The sequence below is a fragment of the Emergencia timonensis genome (genome assembly GCF_900086585.1).
Lineage (GTDB): Bacteria > Bacillota > Clostridia > Peptostreptococcales > Anaerovoracaceae > Senimuribacter > Senimuribacter timonensis.
This window is the reverse complement of sequence record NZ_FLKM01000008.1, coordinates 749,920-761,876: the sequence shown is the minus strand read 5'-3', so window position 1 is coordinate 761,876 and position 11,957 is coordinate 749,920. Positions and strand designations below refer to the sequence as shown.

At 46.8% G+C, this 11,957-nt stretch carries 11 protein-coding genes; 8 read left to right on the top strand and 3 right to left on the bottom strand.

Annotated features, from left to right (window positions below):
* The first annotated feature begins 216 nt into the window (after window positions 1–216).
* From BN6539_RS04845 to BN6539_RS04810, 8 genes are all read left to right on the top strand, one after another.
* Window positions 217–672 (top strand): PadR family transcriptional regulator, encoded by a 456-nt coding sequence (locus tag BN6539_RS04845; RefSeq protein ID WP_067534514.1) that lies wholly within the window; start codon window positions 217–219, stop codon window positions 670–672.
* Between the two features lie 393 nt (window positions 673–1,065).
* Complete coding sequence (locus BN6539_RS04840) at window positions 1,066–2,346, top strand: dihydroorotase (RefSeq protein ID WP_067534511.1); 1,281 nt, start codon at window positions 1,066–1,068, stop codon at window positions 2,344–2,346.
* Window positions 2,327–3,055 carry a dihydroorotate dehydrogenase electron transfer subunit gene (locus tag BN6539_RS04835; RefSeq protein WP_067534508.1) on the top strand — a complete coding sequence of 243 codons (729 nt, stop codon included), beginning with the start codon at window positions 2,327–2,329 and terminating at the stop codon, window positions 3,053–3,055. The genes BN6539_RS04840 and BN6539_RS04835 overlap by 20 nt, the downstream gene beginning before the upstream one ends.
* The gene (locus BN6539_RS04830; protein ID WP_067534505.1) at window positions 3,049–3,960 is read left to right on the top strand and encodes a dihydroorotate dehydrogenase; all 912 of its coding nucleotides are present in this window, start codon (window positions 3,049–3,051) and stop codon (window positions 3,958–3,960) included. The genes BN6539_RS04835 and BN6539_RS04830 overlap by 7 nt, the downstream gene beginning before the upstream one ends.
* A gap of 160 nt (window positions 3,961–4,120) precedes the next feature.
* Window positions 4,121–4,819: an orotidine-5'-phosphate decarboxylase gene (gene pyrF, locus BN6539_RS04825; protein ID WP_067534502.1), complete on the top strand. Its 699-nt coding sequence runs from the start codon at window positions 4,121–4,123 to the stop codon at window positions 4,817–4,819.
* Between the two features lie 19 nt (window positions 4,820–4,838).
* Window positions 4,839–5,477 carry an orotate phosphoribosyltransferase gene (gene pyrE / locus BN6539_RS04820; RefSeq protein ID WP_067534500.1) on the top strand — a complete coding sequence of 213 codons (639 nt, stop codon included), beginning with the start codon at window positions 4,839–4,841 and terminating at the stop codon, window positions 5,475–5,477.
* Window positions 5,478–6,407 carry an aspartate carbamoyltransferase gene (pyrB, locus tag BN6539_RS04815; RefSeq protein WP_067534498.1) on the top strand — a complete coding sequence of 310 codons (930 nt, stop codon included), beginning with the start codon at window positions 5,478–5,480 and terminating at the stop codon, window positions 6,405–6,407.
* 28 nt (window positions 6,408–6,435) lie between these two features.
* Window positions 6,436–6,852, top strand: a complete 417-nt coding sequence (locus BN6539_RS04810) for an aspartate carbamoyltransferase regulatory subunit (RefSeq protein ID WP_067534495.1) — start codon at window positions 6,436–6,438, stop codon at window positions 6,850–6,852.
* A gap of 246 nt (window positions 6,853–7,098) precedes the next feature.
* On the opposite strand, the gene BN6539_RS04805 is transcribed toward BN6539_RS04810, so the two are convergent.
* The 3 genes from BN6539_RS04805 to BN6539_RS04795 all read right to left on the bottom strand — a co-directional run bounded on the left by BN6539_RS04805 (window position 7,099) and on the right by BN6539_RS04795 (window position 11,941).
* On the bottom strand, window positions 7,099–8,388 hold the full coding sequence (locus BN6539_RS04805; protein ID WP_067534492.1) for an ATP-binding protein: 1,290 nt from the start codon (window positions 8,386–8,388) through the stop codon (window positions 7,099–7,101).
* A gap of 162 nt (window positions 8,389–8,550) precedes the next feature.
* Window positions 8,551–9,249 carry a response regulator gene (locus BN6539_RS04800; RefSeq protein ID WP_067534489.1) on the bottom strand — a complete coding sequence of 233 codons (699 nt, stop codon included), beginning with the start codon at window positions 9,247–9,249 and terminating at the stop codon, window positions 8,551–8,553.
* On the bottom strand, window positions 9,242–11,941 hold the full coding sequence (locus BN6539_RS04795) for a sensor histidine kinase (RefSeq protein ID WP_067534486.1): 2,700 nt from the start codon (window positions 11,939–11,941) through the stop codon (window positions 9,242–9,244). The genes BN6539_RS04800 and BN6539_RS04795 overlap by 8 nt, the downstream gene beginning before the upstream one ends.
* Between the last annotated feature and the right edge of the window lie 16 nt (window positions 11,942–11,957).

Here is an 11,957-nt window from a genome sequence, read left to right as displayed (position 1 = left end):
CATGAGAGTTTTTCTTAAATACATGTCATCGTGGGTCCTAATCACTGCATTATTTTTGAAAAACTCTTTTTATGTACAATCATACACATCCCTCCCATTAATGCTTTTGCAATTTTCCCATTTTTCTATATTTTACAGTATTCATACTTTTTTGTCAATATGCAATATATATTCCTTTATAATATATTATGTATATATAAATCAGAGGCGCCAAAAATGGCACGAAGCCGAAATAATTTCAAAATAGAAACAGTTGAGATGATGGTCCTGTTTCTTTTACAAAACCAAGACCTGTACGGCTATCAATTGACCACCCTGATTAAAAAACAATCCCGCGACAATGTGATTGTAACAGAGAGCACGCTGTACCCTACTTTTTACAAGTTGTTCAAGAATAGCTACACTTCCGACAGGGCGATGTCCATCGACAAACGCCGTGTCTGCGTCTATTATCATCTTGAGGATGCAGGCAAGGAACGTCTAGCAGGTTTGCTGAAAGACTATCATGAGATTACCGTAGGCATCGAACGGATACTCCCCAGCGATCTTGATTTTACGGAGGGAGAAGCGCGGATATTCATCAAGTATTCAGAAGAATCCATAAAAGAGTATATCAAGCTGAAGCCAGACTGTGCCTGGGGGGGCATAATCATCCACTTTGAAGAGTCCTGAGATGCCGTATAACTATACAGACATTCTCCACCACGACAAAGGCCAAGACAAAAACTGCGGGCTGCAAAGGGAGAGTACCTGCAACGCCTGCTGTAACCGTTGAAACTTCGTCGCAGTTCCTGCCCAGGCTGCCGTCACAGGCTCTCATCTGCCGGAATGTTTAGGCGTTTTTGGGCTTATTTCATAAAATGACGGGTAAACGCAGCACCACAGCCCTTTCCTTCGCCCTCATCACGGAGTTTTTGACAGACACGCGGTGGCGTGCGGCATGCACCCTTCGGAGACATTTTTGGAAACTTTCCTTAATCCTATTGACACAACTGCAAATCCATGCTAAAATATTGAAGATTTGAGCAAAAATAATTTTAATATGAAGAAAGGAGCCGGAAATCCATGACAACTTTATTCAAAAATGGTACTGTTTTTACACCAAGAGGATTCGAAAAGAGAGACGTTTTTGTCTCTGACGGTAAAGTTTTTGTTAATTCCTTAAGCTCTTTAAATATCGAAAGTGCAGACAGCGTCGTTGACTGCACTGGCAAGGTCATTGTGCCGGGTTTCACAGATGTACATGTGCATTTGCGTGAACCTGGCTTTTTTTATAAAGAGACCATTGCCACAGGTACAGCGGCGGCAGCCCGGGGGGGCTACACCTGCATCTGCCCGATGCCCAATCTGAATCCAGTCCCTTCCACCTTGGAAGCTCTGCAAATTCAGCTAGACCTCATCAAAGACAATGCAAAGGTCAAGGTCATTCCTTATGGCACCATCACCATGGAACAGAACGGACGCAGCGCCCTCGCAGATATGGAAGAACTAGAGCCCCACGTCTGCGCCTTTTCCGACGACGGCAAAGGTGTACAGACAGGCGACTTGATGGAATCTGCTATGGAGCGGGCAAAGAAGCTGAACAAGCTGATCGTCGCCCACTGCGAGGACGAAAGTCTCCTGGACGGCGGCTATATCCACGATGGCACTTACGCCAGGGAACACGGCCACAAGGGTATCTGCTCCGAAAGCGAATGGAAACAGGTGGAACGGGACGTAGAGCTTGCCGAAAAGACTGGTGCCGGTTATCACGTTTGTCACATTTCAACAAAAGAGACGGTTGACATTATCCGACGCGCCAAGGCAAAAGGCATCGACGTCACCTGCGAGACAGGACCGCACTACCTGGTTCTATCCGATGCAGACCTGCAAGAAGACGGGCGGTTCAAGATGAACCCGCCACTGAGAGATGCGAAAGACCGCGACGCTTTGATCGCCGGCATTCAGGACGGTACTATAGACATGATCGCCACAGACCACGCCCCCCACAGTGCAGAAGAAAAGGCAAGGGGCCTGGAAAAAAGCGCTTTCGGCATCGTCGGCCTGGAAACCAGCTTCCCAATCCTCTACACCTATCTTGTGAAGAAGGGCATCATTTCCCTGGAAAAACTGATTGAACTCATGTCGGTAAATCCGCGCAGGCGTTTCGGCCTTTCTGGCGGCACCATTGAAGACGGACAGCCTGCAGATCTGACAGTAATCGACCTGACAAGACATTACACTATAGATCCGGCGGAGTTCGCCAGCATGGGCAAGTCGACGCCATTTACCGGCTGGGAAGTGGACGGACGCATCATCATGACCCTGGTAGAAGGAGAGATTAGATATGAAGAGACAACTGCTTAAAATAGATCACTTAAAGAAAATTCAAAACGCCATTTTCGCCATGACCCTGACAGGTGACTGCAGTGAAATCAGCGCACCAGGACAGTTCATCAACATCAAGCTGGACGGCTTTTATCTGCGCAGACCGATTTCCATTTACAGCTTCGGTCCTGATTTCCTCACCATCATCTTCAAGGTGGTGGGCGAAGGGACGAAAGCGCTGGCCGAGATGCAGAGAGGTGAATTTCTGGACGTTTTAATGCCCCTGGGAAACGGTTTTGACACGACAAAAGGCGGCAAGCAGCCTCTTTTGGTCGGCGGCGGCATCGGCGTGCCTCCCCTTTACGGCTTGGCAGAAAACCTGGTTGACAGAGGAATCATTCCCCAGGTCGTCACCGGGTTCAACGGAAAAGATGACATCATTCTGACCAAAGAATTTCAGGTACTAGGAATTGAGCCAGTCATCACCACCGTGGATGGATCTGCTGGAATCAAAGGCTTTGTCACTGACGCCATGCGGGACATGACCTTTGACTACGTCTACACCTGCGGACCAGAACCGATGCTGAAAGCGGTTTACGATGCCGCGCCAGACGGCCAGTTCAGCTTTGAAGCGAGAATGGCCTGCGGATTCGGCGCCTGCATGGGCTGTACCTGTGAGACGAAATATGGCTACAAGCGAATTTGCAAAGACGGACCGGTTCTATATAAGGAGGAAATAAAATGGTAGATACAAAAGTAACTTTAAGCGGTATCACCCTGGATAATCCGGTAATCCCTGCCAGCGGTACCTTTGGATACGGCAGAGAATTTGCTGAAATCTACGATATCAATATACTGGGATCCATCTCCTTTAAGGGAACCACCAAAGACGCCCGCCTGGGCAATCCTCTGCCAAGGATTGCAGAATGTACCGGCGGACTCATCAACTCCGTGGGGCTGCAGAATCCGGGCGTGGAAGCTGTCTGCAAAGAAGAACTTCCCAACCTGGCAAAGATCTACAAGAAACCACTGATCGCCAATATCAGCGGCTTTTCCATCGAAGAGTATACGGCATGCGCCAGAGCCATGGACAAAGAATCACAAGTGGGCATTCTGGAGGTCAACGTCAGCTGTCCCAATGTCCACAACGGCGGCATGGCTTACGGTGTCTGTGCAGAGAGCGCAGCCGAAGTCACCCGCGCAGTCAAAGCGGTGACAACAAAACCGGTCTACATCAAGCTGAGCCCCAATGTGACAGATATCGTGGAAATCGCCAAAGCCTGCGAAGATGCAGGAGCCGACGGCATCAGCCTGATCAATACCATTTTGGGCATGCGCATCGACATCAAAACGAGAAAACCGGTGATTGCAAACAAGATGGGCGGCTTTTCCGGCCCAGCAATCTTCCCGGTAGCCGTAAGAATGGTCTATCAGGTTGCCAATGCGGTCAAAATTCCCGTCATCGGCATGGGCGGCGTCAGCTCTGCCAGAGATGTCATCGAGATGATGATGGCAGGCGCCACTGCCGTACAGATCGGCGCGGCAAACCTGGTCAATCCCTACGCATGCAAAGAAATTATCGAAGACCTACCGAGGGTATGTGAAGAACTGGGCATCGAAAAACTGAGTGACATGATTGGAATCATAAAATAGACAAATCGTTAGTTTATATAAATATATTACGCAGGATTTTTCGCCGAGAGCAAAGCGCACGGCATGGCGAGAGGCGGAATGTACTCGGAGTGCATGAATCGCAGACATGCCGCGCAACACAGCTATCGACGAAAAAGACAAGCAAAGGAGGATACATATAATGAGCAAAGACGTCATCATAGCCTGCGACTTCCCTTCTAAGGAAGCCACACTGCAATTTTTAGACAAATTCACTGGCAGAAAGCCCTACGTGAAGATCGGCATGGAGCTGTTTTACAGCGAAGGGCCTGCCATCGTAAGAGAAATCAAAGAGAGAGGCCATCAGATCTTCCTCGATTTGAAGCTTCACGACATTCCCAACACCGTAGAAAAGGCCATGGCCGCCCTCTCCAAGCTGGATGTGGATATGTGCAACCTCCACGCCGCCGGTACAAAGGAGATGATGGAAGCCGCCCTTCGCGGTCTGACAAGAGAAGACGGCACGAGACCCCTTTTGATCGCCGTCACTCAGCTGACCTCCACCAGCCAGGAGAGAATGCAAGAGGAGCTTTTGATCAATGAAGACCTGGACAAAGTGGTCATCAAATACGCACAGAACGCAAAAGAAGCGGGTCTGGACGGCGTCGTCTGCTCCCCTCTGGAAGCCGGCAAAATCCACGAAGCCTGCGGCGGCGAATTCTTAACTGTAACGCCGGGTGTCCGTTTTGCCGATGCGGCCAAAGACGATCAGGTACGCATCACCACGCCGGAAGGCGCGAAAAAAATCGGCTCCGACTACATCGTAGTGGGAAGGCCGATTACCAAAGCTGACGACCCGGTCAGCGCATACGAAAGATGTTTAAACGAATTTTTAGGATAGAAATAGCGAGGTAGAGAAGATGAAAACGGAAATTGCAAAAGGTCTTCTGTCCATCGAGGCAGTCTTCTTGAGACCGGAAGAGCCCTTTACTTGGGCCAGCGGCATCAAAAGCCCGATTTACTGTGACAACAGATTGACCCTGACAGCGCCAGAGGTGAGAACCCTGGTGGAAAACAGCCTGGTAGAAACCATCAAAGAGCATTATCCGGCATGCGAGGTCGTCATGGGCACCAGCACGGCGGGCATCGCTCACGCAGCTATCGTAGGACACCTGATGGGTATTCCTATGGGTTATGTGAGAGGTTCCGCTAAAGATCACGGCCGCACCAATCAGATTGAAGGAAAACTGCTGCCTGGCCAGAAGGTCGTCGTCATCGAGGATCTGATTTCCACTGGCGGATCGGCCATCGACACCGTAGAAGTCCTGCGGGCAGCCGGCGCTGAGGTTCTGGGCATTGCCAGCATCTTTACATACGGCATGCAGAAAGGCCTGGACCGCTTTGCCGCAGCCAGCGTAAAAAATGTCAGCCTCTGCGACCTGGACGCTCTGGTAGAAGTCGCTGCAGAAACCGGCTACATCAAAGCAGAAGACAAAGAAAGAATTATCAAGTTTAGAAACAATCCTTCAGATGAAGGATGGATGAAGGGAGATAAATAAATGAGTGAAATCAGAAATCTAATCAACATTACTGACCTGTCAGTAGAAGAAATCGACGATTTAATTAAAGTTGCAGACGATATCGTAGAAAACCATGCTGCCTATGAGGACATCTGCGCTCACAAGAAATTAGCCACCCTCTTCTTTGAGCCGAGCACCAGAACCAGACTCAGCTTCGAAGCTGCAATGCTGGAACTGGGCGGAAGCGTCCTCGGATTCTCTGAAGCCAGCTCCAGTTCTGCCGCAAAAGGCGAAAGCGTAAGCGACACAATCAGAACTGTAGGCTGCTACGCAGATATCATCGCCATGAGACATCCAAAAGAAGGCGCGCCAGTGGTCGCCTCTCAGAAAACAACAGTACCGATCATCAACGGCGGCGACGGCGGGCACTTCCATCCGACACAAACCTTGACCGACCTTCTGACCATCAAAAGGAAAAAGGGAAGACTCTCTGACATGACAGTAGGACTCTGCGGAGACCTGAAGTTCGGCAGAACCGTTCACTCGCTCATTGAAGCAATGCTCAGATATGAAAACGTCAAGTTCGTCCTGATTTCACCAAACGAACTGCAGGTTCCCGCTTATGTAAAAGAGAAGATGGACGCTGCCGGAGCTGAGTGGAAAGAAGTCGAAAGACTGGAAGACGCAATGGAAGAGCTGGATATCCTCTACATGACCAGAGTACAGAGAGAACGATTCTTCAACGAAGAAGATTATGTAAGACTGAAGGACAGCTACATACTAGACCTGGAAAAGCTGCAGGCCGCGAAGGAAGACCTGACCATCATGCACCCGCTGCCTCGAGTAAATGAAATTTCTGTAGAAGTGGACGACGATCCGAGAGCATGCTATTTCTTCCAGGCTCTCTGCGGAAAACACATCAGAATGGCATTGATTCTGAACTTACTGGGAATCAAAAGAGAAGCGTAAACGAATAATTAGAAAGTGAGGATTGAATATGAATATAGATGGAGTAAGCACCGGTATCGTTTTAGACCACATCAAGGCAGGAAAAAGCATGCAGATTTACGAGCTGCTGAAACTGGAAAAGCTGAATAACTGTGTCGCTGTCATTCAGAACGCAGACAGCTCAAAATACGGCAAAAAGGACATCATCAAAATCGACCAGCTCATCGACCTGGATCTGGACGTCCTAGGGTACATCGACAGCAATATCACAGTCAATATCGTCAAAGACGGAAAACTCTATGAGAAAAAGCGCCTTGAACTGCCAGAAACGCTGACAAACGTCATCAAATGTAAGAACCCGAGATGTATCACTTCCATTGAACAGGAAATCGTTCAGAAATTTAAACTGGTCAATAAGGACAAGAAAGTCTACAGATGCGCATATTGCGATGCAGAACATAAATAAATATAGATAAATGATTGAGAGGCCAGGAATTTTCCAGGCCTCTCTAAAAATGTTTGACTATTATTGTTGCAAAAACTTATCATCCGATTTTTTAAACCACTTTTCACACCCGCAGCATTCAATAACTCGCTATCAGCTTTTATAACTTGATTCCCTTTTGATTTCATGTGTATGGTTGGCGAATCAACACCATTATATCCAAGTAGTTTTTAACACTTTCATCTGAAGATGTTAACCAGCCTCCGCCTAAATAACTGATTTATCTAACAGGAAGTCGATCAGACTGATGTTCAAGATTCCCTTATCATCATACCACCGTTTTCCGATATCTTTTCTCACTACCATCTTCGGGAATGAATCCCCCGTAAGTGCAAACGGACGAAGTTCTATTTCTGCTTTATCTTCCGTGACCATTGCATAAGCTGATTGGATATAAGTTCTCTTGCCGCCGGAATTGACAACAAAGTCTATCTCTCTCGGCGTACGAACGGAATTGCCATTCTCATTAACACTTCTTGCATATACCACTCCAACATCAACGGAGAATTGACGATTTATCAATTCGTTGTAGATGATATTCTCCATGATATGTGTCATCTCCTGTTGGCGAAAGCCAATACGAGCGTTTCGCAGTCCCAAATCTTCGCAATAATATTTATTTGGTGAGTCAAAATAAGATTTCCCCTTTACATCATATCTCTTACTTTCAGAGAATAAAAAGGCGTCCTCTAAATGTCCGATATAAGCGCGAATTGTGTTTGACGAAGCACCTTTCGTCTGTTTTGACTGCAGCGTATCTGCTATCTTAGCAGGATTTGTCAGCGAGCCGATAGAAGAACAGAGTAAATCTAAAATCTGCTCCAATACGTCCTGTCTCTCAATGTGTTTTCTCTCTACAATATCTTTAATGTACACTTCCGTAAATAGTGATTTCAGATAGTTCATCTTTGCCGCGTCATTTGGTCGTGAAAGAATTAGAGGCATGCCTCCATAAAAAGCATAATCATCAAATGCTTCATTCTTATCGCCTCCAACTGTCGAATAGTATTCAGAAAAGCTTAACGGATGAACACGTATTTCATCACTTCGCCCTCTAAACTCCGTCAATATATCGCTTGACAACATTTTGGAGTTACTGCCCGTTACATAAACGTCTAAATTAGACAGACTGCGAAGATCATTTAACGCATCATAAAATGTAATCTTCTCTCCATCTTTATTGTAAGGGTTCGCCACCTTATCTGACATTTGAATTTCATCTACAAAGAGATAGTATTCCTCTTTCTTTCCTTCCACTCTGCTTCTTACATAGGAAGCGAGCTCCAGGGGATTACGATACTTTATATCTTTTGCAAGATCAAGTTCTATAGAAATAATCTGTCCCTCTTTAACTCCGTCTCCAATCAGATAATCTCGGTATATGTTTTTTAAAAGATATGACTTGCCACAGCGGCGGATACCGGTTATGACCTTTACCAATCCATCAAAGCGATAGGAAATCAGCTGCTGTAAATAACTGTCACGTTTAATATTCATCTCAATCACCCATTCATTGAAAATTTCCGCCCATAAAGGCTTTTATATTCACTAATTATACATCATCAAAATCTGATAATCAAGTTTCTATTGAACATTATAGCCTAACCAGACAGATATATTCATTAATACGATGCAGTTTTAAATGCTTTTCACCACTTTTCACACCCGCAGCATTCGATAACCCACGCCTACATGAGTCTGAATATATTGAGGCGAAGACGGGTTTTTCTCTAACTTTTTTCGCAGCGTTGCCATAAAAACGCGCAGGGAAGCCACGTCGTTATCCCAAGCGCTTCCCCATATCTCTTTTGTGATAAATGTATGGGTGAGAACCTTGCCCACATTCCTAGAGAGCAGACAGAGCAGCTTATATTCTATCGGGGTCAGATGCAGCTCCTCCTTCCCCAGATAAACACAGCCCGCCGCATAGTCAATTTTCAGATCACCATTTACAAAGACGGCATTCTGCACCTCTTGGTTTCCGCGAACGTAATTTAATCGTCTCAAAGTCACCCTCAGTCTTGCCAGCAGTTCTTCCACAGAAAAAGGCTTTGTCAGATAGTCGTCGGCCCCCGCATCCAGCGCTACTATTTTATCCATATCTTCGGACCTGGCACTGATTACAATAATCGGCATCAGCGACCATCCCCTGATTTTTTTAATAATTTCAATGCCGTCTACATCAGGCAGTCCCAAATCCAGCAGCACCACGTCAGGATTATATGAGGAAGCCTCCAAAATGGCCGACTCCCCATTTGGCGCGACATGGTACCTGTAATCGTGGGTTTCCAAAGTCGTCGTAATTAAATTTCGAATAGCCGCATCGTCTTCTACGACCAAGATCAAAGGTTTATTCATGTAAGGTTACCTCCTCTGCCGGAAGCGTGAATCGGAAAATCGCACCTTTCGGCTTGTTATCTAATACGGTAATTTCTCCGCCGTGGGCGTTAATAATAGATTTGCATAGAGCCAGGCCCAGCCCCAAGCTTCTGTGACTGTCAGCAATTTCCATATTAGCAGTATAAAACATATCAAAGATTCTTTTCTTGGCGTCGTCAGCAATACCTTTGCCATTGTCTGCAATACTGACCACGATGTCACCGCCGCTCTTTGCCGTGGTAATGTCAATTTCAGAACCCTCCGGGGTATACTTGATCGCATTGTCCACAACGTTGATGATTACCTGTATAATCAGTCTGGCGTCCATCTTTGCCATGAGAAACTCATCCGGTCTGTTGACGGTGATTTTGTGCAGCACACTTTTGCGGTCTATATGCTGCAGCGCCTCATCTATCACTTCGTCAATCAGCTCCGCATTGGTATTGAGCTGCATGGAGCCATCCTCCAGTCTGGTCACCGACAATAGGTTTTCCACCAGATTAATCAGCCACATAGAGTCGTCATAGATTGCCGTATATAATGTAAGTTTCTTCTCTTCGCAGATGGTGTGATAATTGGTCATAAGAATACCAGCGTTACCAGAAATAGAGGTCAGCGGTGTGCGCAGGTCGTGAGAGATGGATCTGAGCAGATTTGCTCGTAACTTCTCGTTCTTTGCCAGAAGATCCGCCTCCGCTTTTTCCCTCATGACTCGTTCGTTTTCCAGCGCCATGGCACATTCTCCCAGGATGGAAAGGGTGATGTTGTTCTCAAAGGGATCTAAAGGTTTTCCATCAATCGCAATCCCCACCACACCGTACACCTTGCTGTTGATACGCACCGCCAGATAGAGACATTTTGCACTGCTCAAAGTGTCCGTCGTCGCCCCCGCATGCTTGTTATTCTTAAATGTCCAGGCAGCGACAGCCTTTTCGTTATCGCTGAGAAAACTTTTGTCTTCTTCGTCGTCACTATCTTCCGCCAGAAAGGCCACAGGTTCCCCCAGTTTCTCCTCCCCAGCCAAATAGAAAACGATATCCCGCTTCAGCAATTTTGTCAACTGGGTTGAAATAATCTCTACAATCTCTCTTCTCGGTTTGTTGCTCTGCAGCATCTGATTTGTCTCCAACAGGATTTTGGTGCGATAGGCCGTCCTCACCGCCTGTCTCGCATACTGTTTAAGCTTCACTACTAAAGTGCTGGTGATAAACGCAGTAATCAGCATGACCAAAAACGTTACGGGATAGCCGTTATCATAGGCAGTAAAAGTAAACCTGGGATTGGTAAAGAAAAAGTTAAAAATCAATACGCTGACCACAGAACTGACCAGGCTATAGCCTTTGCTGCTTGTAAACAGGGAGGTAAACACGACCCCTAAAATATAGATCATGATGATATTGGCTTCACTGAATCCCATATCGTAGAAAGCAAATCCCAGCAGGGTAGAAGCCGCTAAAATAGCCAGGCTCTTCAGTGTATCAGGAAGAATAAATTTACCTGAACGCCGCGCCGGCCTCTGCGGTTTATAGTAAGGCGCGTCTTTATCCGGAATTACATAGATTTCCAAGCCGGGTGCAGCCTCTATGAGTTTGTCCGTCAGAGTTTGCTTGCTGAATAAATATTTCTTCTTCGCGCTATATCTGCCCATAACGATCTTAGAAACGCCTGACAAACGGGCAAACTCCGCAATCTGCAGAGAAATGTCGTCTCCATACACTGTCTCGACTTTTGCTCCAAGCTGTGTCGCCAAACGAATATGGTCCCGCAAGCGTTTTTTATCCTCTTCATTGACAGCCGAAAATCCTGGTGTTTCAACGAAGAGGGCTGTCAGCGTCCCTTTGAAGGCACTGGCCATTCTGGCCGCTGTGCGGATAATTTTTTTATTGGACGGCGAGGCTGAGAGGCAGACCAAAATGTGCTCGTCGTTGTAGTACTCGGCATTGGTCACATTCCTAACTCGCTCCGCCAGCTTGTTCATTCGGTCTGCGCACCGGCGCAATGCAATTTCACGCAGAGACGTAAGGTTCTCTATACTGAAAAAGTTTATCAAAGCTCGTTGAGCTTGTTCATCTCTATAGATTTTCCCTGCATTGAGGCGGTTAATTAAATCCTCCGGTTCAATATCCACTAGTTCCACTTGGTCCGCCTCATCAAAGACGGAATCAGGAATCCTTTCCTGCACCGAAACTCCGGTAATAGCCGCCACCAAATCGTTGAGGCTTTCGATGTGCTGCACGTTGACCGTCGTATAAACGTCGATCCCCGCTTTCAACAGCTCTTCTATATCTTTATATCGTTTTTCGTGTCTGCAGCCGTCGGCATTGGTATGAGCCAGTTCATCTACGAGAATGAGTTGAGGGTTCCTTGCTAATGCCTGATCCAGATCAAATTCTCGCAGAGTCATGTTTTTGTGTTTAATTTCAAGAGTTGGCAGGGATTCCAAACCTTTCATCAGTTCCAGAGTCTCCGGCCGGGCATGAGGTTCAACATACCCTGCAATAACGTCAATACCTCGATTCTTTGCCGCCTGGGCAGCCTTTAACATGGTATAAGTCTTTCCTACGCCAGCGGCATATCCAAAGAATATTTTCAAGTGCCCAGACTGCTGTTTCTCGTCTTCTCTTCTTATGGTTTCTAATAGTTTATCCGGGTTTACCCTTATTTCTTCCATATGTGCCTCCTCCAGA

What these genes read in the sequence shown, in the direction of transcription:
- BN6539_RS04845 (WP_067534514.1), top strand. Translation starts at nt 217, where the DNA reads ATGGCACGAAGCCGAAATAATTTCAAAATAGAAACAGTTGAGATGATG.
- BN6539_RS04795 (WP_067534486.1), bottom strand. Translation starts at nt 11,941, where the DNA reads ATGGAAGAAATAAGGGTAAACCCGGATAAACTATTAGAAACCATAAGA.
- BN6539_RS04830 (WP_067534505.1), top strand. Translation starts at nt 3,049, where the DNA reads ATGGTAGATACAAAAGTAACTTTAAGCGGTATCACCCTGGATAATCCG.
- BN6539_RS04810 (WP_067534495.1), top strand. Translation starts at nt 6,436, where the DNA reads ATGAATATAGATGGAGTAAGCACCGGTATCGTTTTAGACCACATCAAG.
- pyrE (WP_067534500.1), top strand. Translation starts at nt 4,839, where the DNA reads ATGAAAACGGAAATTGCAAAAGGTCTTCTGTCCATCGAGGCAGTCTTC.
- BN6539_RS04805 (WP_067534492.1), bottom strand. Translation starts at nt 8,388, where the DNA reads ATGAATATTAAACGTGACAGTTATTTACAGCAGCTGATTTCCTATCGC.
- pyrB (WP_067534498.1), top strand. Translation starts at nt 5,478, where the DNA reads ATGAGTGAAATCAGAAATCTAATCAACATTACTGACCTGTCAGTAGAA.
- pyrF (WP_067534502.1), top strand. Translation starts at nt 4,121, where the DNA reads ATGAGCAAAGACGTCATCATAGCCTGCGACTTCCCTTCTAAGGAAGCC.
- BN6539_RS04800 (WP_067534489.1), bottom strand. Translation starts at nt 9,249, where the DNA reads ATGAATAAACCTTTGATCTTGGTCGTAGAAGACGATGCGGCTATTCGA.
- BN6539_RS04835 (WP_067534508.1), top strand. Translation starts at nt 2,327, where the DNA reads ATGAAGAGACAACTGCTTAAAATAGATCACTTAAAGAAAATTCAAAAC.
- BN6539_RS04840 (WP_067534511.1), top strand. Translation starts at nt 1,066, where the DNA reads ATGACAACTTTATTCAAAAATGGTACTGTTTTTACACCAAGAGGATTC.